The 16,833-nt window shown below is 46.1% G+C and carries 16 protein-coding genes, 1 tRNA gene and 1 pseudogene; 12 read left to right on the plus strand and 6 right to left on the minus strand.

The window, feature by feature from the left end; genetic code table 11:
* Position 1 precedes the first annotated feature (1 nt).
* From OH663_RS19670 to OH663_RS19715, 10 genes are all read left to right on the plus strand, one after another.
* On the plus strand, positions 2-805 hold the full coding sequence (locus OH663_RS19670) for a hypothetical protein (RefSeq protein WP_263525810.1): 804 nt from the start codon (positions 2-4) through the stop codon (positions 803-805).
* Positions 805-1,110 carry a phage baseplate plug family protein gene (locus OH663_RS19675; RefSeq protein WP_047749422.1) on the plus strand — a complete coding sequence of 102 codons (306 nt, stop codon included), beginning with the start codon at positions 805-807 and terminating at the stop codon, positions 1,108-1,110. The genes OH663_RS19670 and OH663_RS19675 overlap by 1 nt, the downstream gene beginning before the upstream one ends.
* Entirely contained in the window at positions 1,107-1,961 is an 855-nt protein-coding gene (locus tag OH663_RS19680) for a hypothetical protein (protein ID WP_263525811.1), read from the plus strand. Before OH663_RS19675 ends, OH663_RS19680 begins: the two co-directional genes overlap by 4 nt.
* A gap of 62 nt (positions 1,962-2,023) precedes the next feature.
* A complete protein-coding gene (locus tag OH663_RS19685) occupies positions 2,024-2,674 on the plus strand; it encodes an oxidoreductase (protein ID WP_263525812.1) in 651 nt (216 codons plus the stop codon).
* Complete coding sequence (locus OH663_RS19690; RefSeq protein WP_263525813.1) at positions 2,671-3,039, plus strand: hypothetical protein; 369 nt, start codon at positions 2,671-2,673, stop codon at positions 3,037-3,039. Before OH663_RS19685 ends, OH663_RS19690 begins: the two co-directional genes overlap by 4 nt.
* A gap of 48 nt (positions 3,040-3,087) precedes the next feature.
* Positions 3,088-3,444 carry a hypothetical protein gene (locus OH663_RS19695; protein WP_263525814.1) on the plus strand — a complete coding sequence of 119 codons (357 nt, stop codon included), beginning with the start codon at positions 3,088-3,090 and terminating at the stop codon, positions 3,442-3,444.
* An 8-nt stretch (positions 3,445-3,452) separates the two neighbouring features.
* Positions 3,453-4,685 carry a baseplate J/gp47 family protein gene (locus tag OH663_RS19700; RefSeq protein ID WP_263525815.1) on the plus strand — a complete coding sequence of 411 codons (1,233 nt, stop codon included), beginning with the start codon at positions 3,453-3,455 and terminating at the stop codon, positions 4,683-4,685.
* On the plus strand, positions 4,682-5,269 hold the full coding sequence (locus OH663_RS19705; protein ID WP_263525816.1) for a DUF2612 domain-containing protein: 588 nt from the start codon (positions 4,682-4,684) through the stop codon (positions 5,267-5,269). The genes OH663_RS19700 and OH663_RS19705 overlap by 4 nt, the downstream gene beginning before the upstream one ends.
* Position 5,270: 1 nt before the next feature.
* Positions 5,271-6,506 (plus strand): glycine-rich domain-containing protein, encoded by a 1,236-nt coding sequence (locus OH663_RS19710; RefSeq protein WP_263525817.1) that lies wholly within the window; start codon positions 5,271-5,273, stop codon positions 6,504-6,506.
* A gap of 10 nt (positions 6,507-6,516) precedes the next feature.
* On the plus strand, positions 6,517-8,847 hold the full coding sequence (locus OH663_RS19715) for a tail spike protein (RefSeq protein ID WP_263525818.1): 2,331 nt from the start codon (positions 6,517-6,519) through the stop codon (positions 8,845-8,847).
* A gap of 35 nt (positions 8,848-8,882) precedes the next feature.
* Here OH663_RS19715 and OH663_RS19720 read toward each other — a convergent pair whose 3' ends face one another.
* The 5 genes and pseudogenes from OH663_RS19720 to OH663_RS19740 form a co-directional block, all read right to left on the minus strand.
* Positions 8,883-10,805: an acyltransferase family protein gene (locus OH663_RS19720; RefSeq protein WP_263525819.1), complete on the minus strand. Its 1,923-nt coding sequence runs from the start codon at positions 10,803-10,805 to the stop codon at positions 8,883-8,885.
* 139 nt (positions 10,806-10,944) lie between these two features.
* A pseudogene (locus tag OH663_RS19725) lies at positions 10,945-11,154 on the minus strand (GtrA family protein); the annotation flags it as partial.
* A gap of 137 nt (positions 11,155-11,291) precedes the next feature.
* Complete coding sequence (locus tag OH663_RS19730; RefSeq protein WP_263525820.1) at positions 11,292-12,449, minus strand: tyrosine-type recombinase/integrase; 1,158 nt, start codon at positions 12,447-12,449, stop codon at positions 11,292-11,294.
* A gap of 160 nt (positions 12,450-12,609) precedes the next feature.
* A tRNA-Arg gene (locus tag OH663_RS19735) sits at positions 12,610-12,684 on the minus strand.
* Between the two features lie 74 nt (positions 12,685-12,758).
* Positions 12,759-13,700, minus strand: coding sequence for a formate/nitrite transporter family protein (locus tag OH663_RS19740; RefSeq protein WP_048220966.1), 942 nt, complete (start codon positions 13,698-13,700; stop codon positions 12,759-12,761).
* Between the two features lie 285 nt (positions 13,701-13,985).
* On the opposite strand from OH663_RS19740, the gene mlaA reads away from it, so the two are divergent.
* Complete coding sequence (gene mlaA, locus OH663_RS19745) at positions 13,986-14,741, plus strand: phospholipid-binding lipoprotein MlaA (RefSeq protein ID WP_045445738.1); 756 nt, start codon at positions 13,986-13,988, stop codon at positions 14,739-14,741.
* Between the two features lie 58 nt (positions 14,742-14,799).
* Here the strand turns inward: mlaA and fadL are convergent, their stop codons facing one another.
* Entirely contained in the window at positions 14,800-16,080 is a 1,281-nt protein-coding gene (fadL, locus tag OH663_RS19750; RefSeq protein WP_045445736.1) for a long-chain fatty acid transporter FadL, read from the minus strand.
* Between the two features lie 371 nt (positions 16,081-16,451).
* Here fadL and OH663_RS19755 point away from each other — a divergent pair, with 371 nt between their 5' ends.
* On the plus strand, positions 16,452-16,736 hold the full coding sequence (locus tag OH663_RS19755; RefSeq protein WP_045445733.1) for a YfcZ/YiiS family protein: 285 nt from the start codon (positions 16,452-16,454) through the stop codon (positions 16,734-16,736).
* The last annotated feature ends 97 nt before the right edge of the window (positions 16,737-16,833 follow it).

Raw genomic sequence — 16,833 nt, forward strand, 5'->3', positions numbered from 1 at the left:
TATGGCCTTTTCACTGAACGAAACAACGCTACTCAGCGCGATAAACAGCGGCAACATCTTTTCCATTATCAACAGTACCCTTTCGCCTGGTTACGGGATTTACCTGAAATCAGGCCTAAGGGCATTGTCTCCTTCCTCATTTCTTGGGATTGAGTATGGGGCTGATGCTTCAGTAGTTTCAGCTCCAATTGAGCAGGGCTCTTACAGCAGCTTTAACAAGGTAAAACGTCCGCCAATTATCAGAGTTCTGTTTACGCTGGAGGGATGGACAGGGTTTAGCGGTAGCATTCCCAACTTGACCAACTTCGCCCTGACGAGTCGCTCAGACATGCTGGCCGCCCTTGATGCTATGGTCGCTGATGCGCAGGTGTACGACATCGAGACGCCGGACACGACTTACGAAGACTATGACTTGGTTAGATACAATTACCGGACATCAGATCGCGATGTAACCCTTCTGACTGTGGAAGCCATTTTTCAGGCTGTTTTGCAGGAGGCAGAAGTCATCCTGACAAGCACCACAGCCAACAGTAACACCACATCAAACGGCACAAGCAAGGCAGCCAGCGTCGTTACTGAGAAGGCAAACTCAACAGCCACAAACTCCACGCTTGAAGATGTCAAAGGCGCGCTAACAGGCCTGAAAGAGTCAGTATCCAGCGCTGCAACAACAGTCGCAACGTCTGTCACAAACGCCGTTAGCAATGCAACATCAGGTGCGACAAGTGCCATCAATGGCGCGGCAACATCGGCCATTAAAAACCTTGCGACAACGGTAGATGAACTGGTAGCGGGGTTATCCTGATGCAGAACATTTCTCTCAAGCCACTCAAGGCTCAGGAAGTAAGCGTTAACCTTGATGGTCAGTCAGTAACTTTGCGCATCGTACAGCGTTCTACAGGCATGTTTATTGACGTTGGCCTGGATAATTTGTGGATAGCTCAGGGCGTTCTTTGCCATAACTGCAACAAGATAGTCCGCTACCCCTATCTAGGATTCAAAGGTGAGCTTTTCTTCGCTGACACCAAAGGAAGCCTTGACCCTGTTTATGACGAGCTCGGGACGCGATTCAAGCTGTTTTACGCCACAGCAGATGAGATGGCAGCATGACCTATAAAAAGAGAACGCTGAAATTTCAGTTCACGCTGAAAGACGGTGCTTTCGATGAGTCAGGAAATAACATCCTGACCATCGACAACATCAAGGCAGAAATAGAGATAGGTGCTTACGGCGGGATATCAGGCACGACACTGGAAGCAAGGGTGTTCGGACTGAGCATCGAAAACATGGCTCTGCTGAGTTACAAGGGCATCCAGTTAAACGGTGCTAAGCAGAACATGATGAAGGTATGGGCTGATGACAGGCCGGTATTCTTCGGCTCTATCACTAACTGCTTTGCCGACCTCAACCAGATGCCAGATGCGCCATTGATAATCAGCGCCTTTTCTACCGGGTTCGATCAGTCAATCACTGCACCGCCTTTCTCGAAGGAAGGTATTGCAAGTGTTGCTGAAATCATCACGACTATAGCCGCAAGCATCGGCTATACGGTGGTTAACAACGGCGTTCTGGCGAAGCTTGAAAATCCTTACTTCGAAGGTAACCCGATATCTCAGATTCAGCAGTGCGCTCATGCGGCCGGTATAGAGATTGACTTCCGGCTTGGGGCTATTTACATCTGGCTGCAGGGTGGAAGCATTGACGACACCATACCTCTCATATCACCAGAGCACGGTTTAATTGGATACCCGGTATTCAGTAACTACGGGATTAACTTCCAGTGCCAGTACAGTGATCTGATTTTGCGAGGTCGCAAGGTGCAGATAGAAACCTCGCTACCAAACGGCAGCGGGGTTTATACGGTGCAGTCCGCAATTCACCATCTTTCGACATGGACCGAAGGCGCTCCGTGGGCAACCATCGTGTGGGCATCAATCGGACAGCTAACAGTGAGGCAGTAATGAACCTATTTACTACGCGGCCTCAGGACACGGCAACCGATGCTAACTCTCAGCAATTCCTGATGCATCAGTTTCTGATGGGGAAAGCGTTTATAAATTTGGCGCTAGTTGTTGACGTGAAGCCTAGCGAAGATGATGAAGATGATGTTGTGTTATCGGTTAAACCTTTGGTAGAGGGGTTTAGCGGTGGAGGTGATTTGATTCCAAACTCTCTTATTCATGGCGTTCCTGTGTGGAGGCTCCAGCGTGGAGCAAGCGCAGTGATAATGACGCCAGTTGTAGGGGATATTGGCCTTATAGCTATGTGCGACAGAGACATCACCGCAGTAAAGAAAACAAAACAGGCCGCTCTTCCTGGATCAAACAGAACACATAGTTATTCTGATGCAATATATTTGGGCGGGGTGCTAAACGGAAAACCAAGCCAGTATGTTAAGTTCGCCAATGACGGGATAGATATTGTCTCGCCTCTGGTTGTCCAGGTTAACGGTAATACCGTAGTAGTCAATGCTGATGACAAAATATCTCTGAACGCCCCCATCATTGAGGCAAACGGACAGCTTACTCAGGGCTACGGTAGTTATGCAGGAGACGCTACATTTGGCGGAACTATTACCGTAACTGGCGAGGTCACAGGAAATGGAATCCATCTCAGTACGCATAAGCATGGTGGTGTAGAATCGGGAGATTCAACTACTGATGGGCCGCAATGATGATTGGTAAAGTGAAATTATTAATGGCATGTCTTGCATTGACATCAGTTTGCGCGTCAGCAAACGGAGATTCATTTAGAGAGACTTGCTACCAGAGCATGCGCTACAACGTTTATGTGCAACTCGCAGGCAATGCGTATTCCATGAGCGACGCATCGGACTTTAAAAGAGAAGCAATGGATTCAGGGAATTGGCAGGGTATAGATGCCTCGGAAACAAAGCGCATGATCGTAATGTCTTCTGGCAACCCATCATCCGCTCAGTTTTCTATGCGTTATCAAAACGACGAGTCCTTTGCTAAAGCCTATTCCAGTGGATACATAAATGACTGCTTAGCGCATCCGGATAAATACATATCCAGATAGACAAAACACTAACCCGCTTCGGCGGGTTTTTTATTGCCCGGAGTTTACATGCTCACCAAATCACTGCTTTTGACTGACCAGTGGGATATTACGCTAGACGACACCGGAAGCATGGCTATTACTGCCAACCCATATGCAGTAGCTCAGGACGTAGCTTGCGCATGCTCAACCTTCCTCGGTGAGCCCTGGTATGACACCACGCTGGGGATTCCTTACTACGAGCGCATTCTCGGTCACTGGCCAGGCACTCAGCTCATCAATACCAAGATGGCAACCGAGGCCAAAAAACTCCCATACGTTCAGTCAGCATTCTGCACAACAACAGTTGGCAAAGCAGATCGCCTTGCATCCGGCGTCATGACCATAACCGACACGAACAACGTTCAGACCACAATCAAATTCTGAGGTAACAAATGGCTGAAGTAACAGTTAGCACAGCCGTCCCCTCTGTCACGTTTTCCGCTACCGGCATTGCCGTTCCTGATGAGATAGACATTCTCAACGGGCGATTAACTGACCTTGATGCCGCCATGGGCGGAGGGATGAGTAAGAGTCTGACGACTCCACAGGGACAGATTGCCATGAGCGACACGGCAATCATCGGAGACAAGAATGACAATCTGGCATGGCTGGTTAACCAGATTAACCCTGACTTTGCTGAAGGGCGTATGCAGGATGCTATCGGACAGATTTACTTCATTGACCGCATAGCAGCCATCGGAACCACAGTAACTGCGACCTGCACTGGGCTGGTAGGAACTGTTATTCCAGCAAACAGCATTGCCCAGGATTCCAGCGGTTATCTCTACTACTCTCTGGCGGATGCTGTTATCCCTGCTTCTGGGTCAGTGAACATTGTATTCCAGAATCAGGCAACCGGCCCTATTGCATGTCAGATTGGAGCATTAAATACGATATACCGCGCCATTCAGGGATGGTCAGGCATAACCAACTCAACAGCTGGCGTGCTGGGAAATGAAGTGGAGAGCAGGGCTAACTTTGAGTATCGGCGCAAGCAGTCTGTTGCGGGTAACTCCAACAATCAGCTCGGTGCAGTATACGCAAACGTGATGGCTGTCAGTGGTGTTACTGATGCATACGTGACTCAGAACAACACCAGTCTGACGGTGACGAAGGGTGTCACTAACGTATCACTGGAGCCGCATTCGCTATATGTATGCGTATATGGTGGTGCATCTGCAGATATAGCAAATTCGATATGGCAGAAGCTCCCACCGGGCCCGTCAATGATTGGCAACACCACATACACGGTAGTTGATGATGTGAACTATGTTCAGCCTTACCCTGAATACGAAATAAAGTGGCAAACGCCATCAGCAGTAAGCGTCTACTTCAAGGTTGAGCTGGCTGACAATAATGCACTGCCGGGAAATATTGCCACGCTCGTACAGAGCGCGATCATCAGCGCCTTTAATGGAGAGGACGGTGGCACACGAGCACGCATTGGCTCAACTATTTATGCTGGTCGTTACTACGCAGGCGTTCAGGCAATTGACAGCGATAACGTAGATATCTTCAGCATCACAATCAGCCGTGATGGTACTACATATCAAACATCTGCGTCCTTCGGCATTGATGAAGTGCCAACGCTGGATGCATCAAACATCTCGGTGACACTGGCATGATAAACGTCGCGGATACCGTCCTGACGCAATATGCCGACAGCCCGAAATTGAAATCCCTGATTTACTCGTTCAATGAAGCTGTAGGTATCGAAGGCTTTCTAGATGATTTCTATGACGTGATATGGAACATCCAGACGGCAGATACCTACGGGTTGGACGTGTGGGGAAAAATCGTGGTTGTCAGCAGGCAGCTGACGGTGACAGAGAACAAAATTTATTTTGGCTTCAATGAGGCGTCATCAGAGCCTCCGGTTGTTGACGATCCTAAGCCATTCAACCAGGCACCTTTCTATTCCGGAGAGCTTCTGACATCAACTGTGACACTGACTAATGATGTGTACAGGAAGCTGATCATGATGAAAGCGGCTGCGAATATTTCTGACTGTACGATACCAAATTTGAACAAACTTCTTAACTTCATGTTTGGCGATAAAGGACGCTGCTACGTCAGAAATGATGGAGAGATGGTGATGAGTTATGTTTTTGAATTCCAACTTTCCACGTCAGATCTAGCCATTGTTCAAAGCTCAGGTGCTCTACCATCCCCAATTGGGGTAACAGTTAATATTGTTCAGCAGGTATAACATGAACTTTTCCGATATTCCTTCTCGCCTGATTAAAGCCTTTGCGATTAATGGCCTTAAAAATGTTATAGCAGTTGATTCCAGCACCTCCACAGATAACTCTGGGACGGCAACCTTTGATAAAGGGTTCCCTCCAGTAACAATGCAGCCATTAAGTGCAGGAGGTATTCCGCCATCAGGGAAAGACATGAATGGCGTTTTATTCACAAGCACACTGAAGCAGCAGTGGGCAGATGCTGGCGGGGCTTATCCATTCAATCAGTCATTTTCCACAGCGATTGGTGGATATCCTCAGGGGGCTATAATTCCTGCAACAAATCTTTCCGGACAATGGTTAAATCTGTTGGATGGTAATACAACCAATCCAGAATCAGCAGATTCATCAACAACCGGTTGGGTTCCATTAAGTTTCTATGGCGCAACAAATATATCTGGGTTATCCGGGATAAGCGTAACACTGAATTCTCTTCAGGCAGCCAGAGATACGCTTATCCTTTCTGGGGCATTAACTTCTAACATTAATATCATTCTTCCTTCATGGGTAAAAGTATGGAGAGTTATTAATAATTGTTCGGGTAATTTCCAGGTAACACTGAAAACACTTACAGGAAGTGGAGTGCAGTGTCCTCAGAAAAAAACAACCCTTATACGTGGTGATGGCTCAAATATTTTAAGTGATATCTCTGTTCAGAGAGGGTGTCAGACATTCACCGCCAATGGAATGTTTACTGTCCCTGATGGAATCACAACGCTTTACATATCAGCCAGTGCCGGAGGAGGAGGTGGTGGTGGTGGATATAGCTCTGCTAATAGTGGGCAGGGTGGCGGTGCCGGGCAAGCAATAATGAAGCAGCCATATCAGGTAAATCCGGGAGACATAATACCAATCACCCTGGGGGCTGGAGGATCTGCTGGAGGAGTGGAAAATGCGGGTGGGAATGGTGGGAATACCATTATTGGCTCACTTATCACTCTATCTGGAGGTGGTGGCGGAAGTCCTGGAACAGGATCTGGAGGCGGTAGTGTAGGCGGACAACCAGGAGGGCCAGGGGCGATTGCTGGTGAAGATGCCATTTTTGGAGTTCCAGGATCTGGAGGTTCTTGCCTGGTAGGAATTGGTGGCAGCCGAAGAATATCCGCGGGTGTATCAGGTATTAATGGTGGTGGTGGTGCAGGTGGGTACGTGAACACATCTGGTGGTGCGGGTGGCGCAGGCATTGTCATTATCGAATATTAAATGGTGAACTATGAGCATCTCTGAAACAAATAAAGCGCAAAAATATGCGGCAAGAGCAGAAGTGTCAGCAGCCGAATGTGCCGTATATGCAAATGAATTAAAAGGTGCACCAAACTATGCAGCCAAGGCAGAGTCTGCCGCTGACGCTGCTGAACTTTCGGCTTCTTTAGCAGCAGAAAGTTTATCTAAATCACAAGAATATGCCAATTCAGCATCTTCTTCGGCTGTTAGTGCGTTTGAATCTTCACAAGCAGCAGGGAATGCAGCGGCTGCTGCCGTAGGTCAATGCCTACGGGTTCCATCTGGAGAATTAACAAGCCCATTGCCAGTTGCAGATGACAGGAAACAGTCTGCTCTGGTTTTTGATGATGATGGTAATTCTTCCGTTAAACCACTTTCAGGATTCGCTTTGCTTGATAGTGATGGAAAAATTCCAGCATCTCAGATCCCATCGATTGCGATATCACATATCTTTGTAGTTTCAAGTGAAGCTGAAATGCTTGCCCTAGATGCATACACAGGTGATGTGGCGAAAAGGACAGACCTTGGCTTTTCATTAATGTTGAGCCAGACGCCAGCCAGTACTGTAGGAAACTGGGTAAGGCTGAATGATGACGTTCTGGCAGAGCTTGCTCAGCCAACTGGAGCAAGTCTTATTGGGTCACCTTACGGTACGCTTGGCGACGTGGCGGAAGATGTACAAAGTAAAATATCAAAAGCAATCGCGAACAAAACTTTCAAACACTCTGTAAAAATATCTGATTACAGCACATTACAGGCTGCTTCATCCGCAGCTGTGGATGGGCTGCTGATTGATGTAGATTACAACTTTACGGATGGTGAAAGTATCGATTTTGGCAGTAAGGTTCTTACAATTTTCTGTAAATCCAAGTTTATTGGCGATGGAAAATTAACATTCACGAATCTAGGTGCGGGTTCATGCATTGTCTATCCGCACATGCAGTCTTTAACAGTTCCCTATGTAATATCAAGATGGGACAGCAGCGGGGAATGGATAAATGACCCTTCTACGATCATATCCACCATTACGCAAAGCAGAACGCAAGGATATGCACCTACCGCCAATGACATCGACATATATAGCTTACTACCAGATAATGTTAAAAACCAAAATGTCATATCACATCTTGTGCTGTCCAATTCTTCTGGAATCGATATATTTTATCCAAAAGCAACGTTTGGATCATATGAATCACTGAAAAATAACAATGTGAAGTTTTGGTACCCACGTGATTTTTATGGTGACATGTCAAATTGTATATCATTTACTGCGTGGGATAGCACCGATTACTACCACGGTAATTATGTGATTGGTGGTTCAACTAATTACGGATCAGGAAGCGGGGTATGTTTTTATCGAAATGATGGTGGAGTTGGTCGTGACGGTGGTGTCATTGGTGGATATTCACCTTACAGATGTGGAGAGTCAGGTGTTAAAACATACCAAAATGAAGTAAGCGGAATAAGCCAAAGATGCTACAATTTGCGTTTCAGCGATATTTATACGACAGAAACATACTATGACGGTGTAGATCTGAATGCCGATTATGGGACTCCAACTGAACGACAGCATGATTACACATTAGCGCAATACCCATGGAATAACCTTCCTACCAATCACCATGTAAGCAATATTATGGCATATAAAACCCATGGCGTTGGTATTTGGGGCGACGGGTCCACTGGTACTTATTCTAACATATCTGCATCTTACTCCCAGGGAGCAGGAATATTTATAAAAGGGACTGGCAAGAACTTTAAGAACCTGACAGCAATACAATGTAATGCCTCTAACTCACCCAGCGAAAACCAAGTAAACCTTGAAGGCGCCAACATAATTGATGGCATTAGCGTAATTAACTACACGCAGCCTCCAGGAATGGCTATCTATGCCCCAAACTCAACCGTAACTAACATTAACGCACCTAGCATTCCTGCTTCTGCTATTAACATAGGAAATATCGAAGGTTTAGTTGTTGGTAACTTAGTATCAGTTCAGCCAAACCAAACAACACAGACGTCAGCTTTCTATATTAATCAAGTGAGCTCGTCAGTAGCATCAAGGAGGGAGGATGTTTCTAAGATCGCCACTGGTGTATCAGAGACTGCAAGATATGTTATTTCCGGCGGCTCCCCTCGACTTACGATGAGAGAAAACCATGGCGATTTTGGGGCGGTAAATATTTCATTCTCTGGGACCGTACTGCCAGACGAGGCCGTGCCGGATGCAAACTCCTACGCTGTATATTGGGATGGAACTAACCTTACTGCTTTGATAAATCACGGTGGTGTTCTTACAAGACAGAAGTTAACAACATAAATTATAAACGGCTGCCTATGCAGCCGTTTATTTCTCTAGTTGATTATATATTTGCCAATTTTTTCTAAAAGGAAATCAGAACCAGGCTTTGTCAAGTGCCCCCAATCTACAGCAGTGACAAAATCAGGACCATCACCAACCCTTGTTAAGCACCCACTTTCATTGCATAGAATTCTGTATGCTGATATGTATTCAGCCCCCAACTTAGGCACGTTTTCATCAAAGTACTTATCCCATCCTTTAATTTCATCGTTTAATCCATATGACATGTATATAGGTGGCGTTTTTTTGAATTCACTTATGTAATTTGATATCACCTTAACTAAATTAGCATTCCATTCAGGAACAGGGCCAACAACTATCAACCTTGATTGCGGTGATACTTTCTTTATTTTTTTTATTGTTAAAGAGAGAGCTTCAATTGCTAACTTTTTATCATGAATTCCATTTGAACCACGAACTGACCACGTTAGCAATACTATCTCAGGTTTGACTACGCCAATCTCTTTAATCCTGTCAGCGTTAATTGATCTAACGTCTCTTTGGAGGTCGTCCTTACCACTAACAAACAATGGCGGGGCGTTTCCGTCTGTCATTTGACTTATCACATACTTTTCATTGTTGTTTTTTATGTAGCTAGACAATCCATTATAGAGTGCTGCTGCATATGAATCACCGATTATAAAAATATTATTGCGGCTATTTTTAATGCAGCCGTTCGATATGGCATCTTTTAACAGCACAGAGTGACATATGCCACCGCGCAATAGCTCGCCATATTTATAGTAATCGTACACGTTTGTGACAGAAGCATACTCACCTGCTGATTTGTTTACACTTCTTTCTTTAATTCCATTCATGGAGTAAGTGACAACCCCAAATACGCCAGAACCAAATACGACGACACCTAGAATAATAGTTGTAATTGATCTTTTTGCAGAATGGCGCAGAGGCTTTTCTAAAAGAAAATAAGTTAAAATAGACAACATTAATGCCAGTGCCATTAGAATCAATAACTCATTGGTACTCGGCGAGCCAGAAAATATAGAACGATAGAATGAATAAACGGGCCAGTGCCATAGATATAGCGGATAGCTTATAAGCCCAATAAAAACAATAGGTTTAAAACTGAGTGATTTTGATGCAATCCAATCATTTCCATTTGATGCTATTATAAGAGACGCCCCAATTACTGGTATTATCGCGATGTAACCAGGGAAATCCATCTTTTCATTAATTAATGCTATTGACAGGGTTATTATTATAATCCCTAACAATGACATATATTTAGAGACTGATGTTTTTATACCCATGAAACGTAATGTTGCTATTATGGCACCAGCCATTAATTCCCAGAATCTTGATGCTGGGGAGTAGTAGTTAGCACCACCTTCGTATGCCATGGTAGAAACACTAATTGTATAGCTAACTATAAATATGGCTGCGCATGATAAAAGTATATTGCGTTTCGGAAAATTACTTTTGAAGCATAGCAAAATAACTATGGGCCATAATATATAGAACTGCTCTTCAATTCCTAAAGACCAAAGGTGCAATAATGGTTTAAGATATGATTGAGAATCAAAATATCCTGATTCACTCCATAGTGTTAAGTTTGATATGAAAAAAGCGCCTGAAAAAACGTGCTTCCCAAGTGATTTATAATCATCCTGGAAAAAATAAATCCATCCTATTACAAGGCATGATATAAGGACTATTGAAAGAGCCGGAAATATTCTTAGTATTCTTCTCTTGTAAAATTCCACATAAGAGAATGAATTACTCGATGCCGATTTTAATATAATAGATGTGATAAGATATCCAGATATCACAAAAAATATATCAACCCCAACAAAACCACCAGGAAGAACAGAAGGGAAGTAGTGGAAAATTACCACTGACAACACTGCTATTGCTCTCAACCCATCTATATCTGGTCTGTATTTTAAGTGTTCCAACTTAAACTACCTCAAGTTAAATAAAGAAAATAAGTAAATTAGATTGTTGATTAGTATGCCATGATTTAAGTGCCAGTAGCCATGATTGACATTGTTCTTGATAACAAACTGATCATAAGTTTGATTGATCTTTAGCAGCATAGGCCACAAACCTGCCAGTTGTTGCCTTTGACTTAAATGTCCATTTGGCATTGACGAAAAAGCTGAACGTCACCGCAATGCAGAACGCAACAAGATTCGATATCGCCTGGCTTAAGCCGATCAAACTGAACATGGCACCGAAGCACAACCAGTGGATGACGGTATTCAGCACGCCAACGGAAACATAACGACTAAATAGCTTTAACATTATAGAAATCAGTGAATTCTTAAAGGCAGAAAGTTTAGCATTTGAAAGGGGAACGATCGACCTGTGATGATGCTTGATGAGACAAAATCTGGACATACAAAGATTTGCAAAGGTTTGCAAGGCTTTGTGCTGTTTCCCTATGATACCTTCTCATCAATCCAGTCCGCCCACCACTGCATCATTTCCCGGCGCTTATCCATGTACTGAGCGTGATTGTATATCCCACGAATGGAGCCGCTGTTAGCGTGCGCCAGTTGCTTCTCTATGGCATCAGCAGGCCACTCGCGCTCATTCATTATTGTGCTGAACTGGTGCCGGAAACCATGTCCACTGGCGAGGCCCTCGTAGCCTATCTGCCGAATAACCAGCAGAACGGCGTTTTCACTGATCGGCTTTGTTTTGTCATTGCGCCCGGCGAAAACGAAGCTTGATATAGGCCGCGTTACCGGCTTCAGCATTTCAAGCAGAGAGGCAACCTGATCTGACATTGGGACAAGGTGAGGGCGCCGCCCCTTCATCACCTCTTCGGCGATCGTAATCGTCCTGGTTTCAAAGTCGACGTTCGACCATTGCATGGACCGGAGTTCTTTTGTCCTGAGTACCGTGTATTGCAGAACCTGTGTTGCTATTCGTGAAACGATGCTTCCAGAGAAACCAGCCAGCGCCTTATTGAAGGCCGGTATCTGGTCTGCAGGAAGGAAGGGGTAGTTCTTTTTCCGGTATCCCTTCATGGCATCAGCAAGGTCAGGAGCCGGGTTGTACTTCGCTCGCCCGGTGACAATTGCATACCTGAATACTTCCCCGCATCGCCTCCGAGCCTTATTGGCCCGCTCCATTGCTCCACGGTCTTCGAACCTGCGGATTACTTCCAGTATCTGCATTGGTTCTATCTCGTTAATCTCCATCCCGCCAATCAACGGCAGAATGTCATCCTGGAACATGCGTGACAGTTCGGTGCTGTACACTTCTGACCATACCTGTTTTTTGTGCTCGTACCATTCCTGGTATATAGAGCCGAAAGAGTTGTCTTTAACTGACAGTTTTTTAGCCTTTACAGGATCGACGCCGAGAGACACATCCTTTTTGGCAAGCCAAGCTTTGTCTCTGGCTTCCTGCAATGACATGAGCGGGTATTTGCCTACCGTCAGAACCTTCTCTTTACCATCGAGCTTGTAACGCAGCTGCCAGACTTTCTTTCCGGTAACCGGAACATAAAGGTACAGTCCGTTGCTGTCGAGTAGCCGGTACGGTTTATCTTTCGGCTTTGCCGCGTCGATCTGCTTGATGGTGAGCATGGGTAAAATTCCGGTGGGTAAAATTATTTACTCGTTTTTTACCCGCCGAAGTATGCGGCTGTCAACGTTCTATTGCGAACTATGGCGAACTAATATTTTATTGAGAGCTTGCTGTGTAAGGGATTTTGCGAACTAATGCGGAGAGTGGTGAACTATGAAATGGTGTCCCCTGCAGGAATCGAACCTGCAACTAGCCCTTAGGAGGGGCTCGTTATATCCATTTAACTAAGGGGACGAAGCGGCACGAGTATAGCGTTTTTTACTTCCAACGGTAAGTCTCAGGCCGCCCGACTGCTCAAACAGTCGCCATTAAGACTGTTTTTTCTGGTTTTTCTGCTGTTGCTCTCGCTGTTTGGCCTGCATTCGGGCCTCTTCCTTTCGCTTATTGCTCATGTCATTGCGAATCTGTGCGTGGCTCATTAGTGCGAAGATAAATGTCCCGCCACAGATATTTCCGGCAAGCGTCGGTAAGGCGAAGGGCCAGACGAAGTCTCCCCAGTGCAGCGTACCGTTAAAGACCAGATAAAGGATTTCAACTGAGCCAACGACGATGTGCGTGGTATCACCCAGTGCAATAAGCCAGGTCATCAGGATAATGACCACAATCTTTGCCGCTCCTGCTGCGGGGAACATCCAGACCATCGTTGCAATTAGCCAGCCGGAAATAATTGCGTTAGCAAACATCTCTCCGGGGCTGTTTTTCATCACATCCATACCAATTTTGACGAAAGCATCGCGGGTGGTTTCATCAAAAATTGGCATATATTCAAACGCCCACGCCGCAATCCCTGTGCCGAGAATATTACCTAGTAGCACTACGCTCCACAGGCGCATCAACAGGCCAAAATTGCCGATGGTGGGATTTTGCATTACCGGTAATACGGCAGTAACGGTATTCTCGGTAAAGAGCTGCTGGCGAGCCATAATTACGATGATAAACCCGAAGGTATAGCCCAGGTTCTCCAGTAAAAATCCACCGGGAACGCCCTCAAGCTGTACGTGAAAAATACCCTTTGCCAGTAATGAGGCGCCCATCGACAACCCGGCCGCAATAGCTGACCACAGCAGCGCCATCGCGTCACGTTCCATCTCTTTTTCTCCGTCCTGGCGGATATGCTCGTGAATTGCCATTGCGCGGGAGGGAAGTCGATCCTCATCGAGTTCGATTTTCTTACCACTCATTTTTTCTTCGCTTTCAACTTCGAGTTCGTCACTGTGTCGATCGATTTTTTCTTTTTCGATGTCATTCATACCAGGATCCTGAAAAAGCACGTATAGCTAAAGCGTAGCGGTTTTATCCTGTTATTCGCGGGAGAAAATCTGAAATCGCAAAAATGGTAACGTTTGTTTTTATCGGGTTCGATAGAATAGAAGGCCCGGTGTCTGTGTTACCAGGCTATGATCAAATCAGTAAGACAGGGTATATAGACATCGTTTGACGTGTTGTTACAATCGCTCACATCTATACAGGCGGATACGTTATCGTTCCGTCATGGATGGCAATCAGCGATAGCCATAATATACAGGGAGACACTTATGAAGCTTCGCCTGTCGGCGCTTGCGCTGGGAACCACACTTTTGGTGGGGTGTGCGAGCTCCGGTACAGAACAGCAAGGGCGCTCGGATCCGTTTGAAGGGTTCAACCGCACCATGTACAACTTCAACTTTAATGTGTTGGATCCGTATGTTGTTAGACCGGTGGCAGTCGCCTGGCGTGATTATGTTCCTCAGCCGGCACGAAATGGTTTAAGCAACTTTACTGGCAACCTTGAAGAACCAGCCGTAATGGTCAACTATTTCCTGCAAGGCGACCCCTATCAGGGAATGGTGCATTTTACCCGTTTCTTCCTGAATACCTTGTTAGGTATGGGTGGGTTTATTGATGTTGCGGGTATGGCGAATCCAAAACTGCAGCGCGTTGAACCACATCGTTTCGGTAGTACATTAGGCCACTATGACGTCGGTTACGGACCGTATATGCAGCTTCCGTTCTACGGAAGTTTCACAGTTCGTGATGATGGTGGTGATATGGTCGATACCCTGTATCCGGTACTGTCCTGGCTGACCTGGCCGCTGTCGGTGGGTAAATGGACAATCGAAGGAATTGAAACCCGCGCGCAACTGCTCGATTCCGACGGCCTGCTGCGCCAGTCTTCTGATCCTTACATCATGGTGCGTGAAGCTTACTTCCAGCGTCATGACTTTATCGCTAACGGTGGGAAACTCAAACCAGAAGAAAACCCGAACGCGAAAGACATTCAAGATGACTTAAAAGACATTGATTCCGAGTAGGAATGAGACAAATAAAAAGGTGAGCTAAAAAGCTCACCTTTTTTACGTCTGAAGAGAATCAGAATGCGTAGTTGAAGTTGGTACCAAACAGCCAGGCTTTACCTTCAGAGTCGAAAGTATACGGGCCTTCTTTGACGGTCACTTTCTGTCCGTGCATATAAGAAACGCCGACGTCGATAGAGGCATCGTCATTGAATGCATAAGTCGTTCCCGCACTCAGCCACAGGCGATCCTGGTCTGGAATGGAGATGGAACGCTTGCTCGCAGGAACCGGGCTATCGTCATAGGCAATACCGGTACGGAAGGTCCAGCTTTTATCCATATAGTATGTGGTACCCAGCGCGATGCGGTAAGAATCTTTAAAGCCTTCTTCTTTATAGAACAGGGTCTGTCCATTTGAACCTGTCGCTTTCAGTTCCTGGAACTGACTCCAGCTGGTATAAGCCATGCTGTAGTGGATAGCCCACTGTGGTGCGACACGGTTGTAGCCAGACAGTTCCCACATTTCCGGCAGGTTAAGTGTCAGAGAGCCTGGGACGGTAGCATTGGTTGTTCCCCATGGGAACGCGGTGCCTGCACCAGGTAAAGCATTTGCCTGGGTGCGGATGCCGCTTTTGTAATCGCCATCGAAATCAATTTTGACTTCAGAGCGATAAGTTAAACCGTAGCGGTTATTTTTATCCAGCTCATACAAGATGCCGGCGTTCCAGCCATAACCCCATTCGTCCCCTTTCAGGCTGGCAATTTTGTTGCTGACCTTCGGCAATGCAGCGGTCTGCTCACCGGAATAACGTTCAATTTTTGCGTCGGCATACACGGCATTAAAGCCGACACCGAAACTCCAGCTATCATTCAGACGGTAGGCACCACTCAGATTAAGGTTGACCGTTTTCAGGTCGGTCTTCCCACCGTATTCACCAACGATATAGCTGTCGTTAAATTCAGTTGCCAGGCCGTAGTTTGATGTAACAGAAGCCCCCCAACCAAACTGTTCGTTAATAGGCATCACAAAGTGAGCATTGGGGACCCAAGCCGTAGGGGCGATATTATCCGCGTCGGTACTACGACCGGTGTACGGTGATTTACCTGAAATATTAACGTCAGGATCGATATACACCGCACCCGCTGAGAAAGTGGGGCGATCGAACATCATAATCAGTGCCGGGTTACGACTGGCGTTGCCTGCATCATCTGCGATAGCGCCTTCACCCGAATATGCCCGGCCAAGGCCAGAGGAAGAAAATTCGTTTAACTGAAAGCCTGCAGACCAGGCCTGTGTGGAGATAATTGCCACTGCGACTGCGAGAGCAGACTTTGTAAACAGGGTTTTCTGGCTCATGACCATAACCTCATCGATTTATTTTTATACAAACAATGTTACATGCCGTAACAGGAGCGCGAAGTGTAGGGTCTGAGGTACTACTTAGAAATCAGACCAGTGGCGTGAGTATAGGTCTGACCAGATGGAATGTTGCAAGTATGTTTATAAAATTTTTCAATTATGATCTTAAAAACGCGATCCAGCTGGCAAAAATGCGGAGATGCGCACTCACCTGTTTGGGCGATTTTTGTTTTAGATCATTTTTAAGTGTGATTTCGGTCACTTATCTCATTTCGCACAATTAACGACTGGAGAGGTGAATAATGGGAGCGTAAAATATCCCCATCGTTTATCTGGCACCTCAGGTGCGAATACAGAGGAAATCTACAATGAGTAAATGCAGTGCTGATGAAACCCCGGTTTGCTGCTGTATGGATGTTGGCACCATCATGGACAACTCCGATTGCACCGCGTCATACAGCCGTGTTTTCGCGAATCGCGCTCAGGCAGAAGAAACGCTGGCCGCTCTGACCGAGAAGGCCCGTGGTGTAGAATCTGAACCTTGCCAAATCACCTCTACTTTTACTGAAGAGGCTGAAGGTGTACGTCTGGATATCGATTTTGTCTTCGCCTGTGAGGCCGAAACCCTGATCTTCCAGCTGGGTCTGCGTTAATCCCTTCTTCAAATGCCCTTGTCACCTCCAGACAAGGGCATTTTCGTAACAACCAGTGATTATTCACTGTGTCATAGCTCCCACTTTCTTTTCTCTC

It is taken from the genome of Citrobacter sp. Marseille-Q5395 (assembly GCF_947057495.1).
Lineage (GTDB): Bacteria > Pseudomonadota > Gammaproteobacteria > Enterobacterales > Enterobacteriaceae > Citrobacter > Citrobacter murliniae.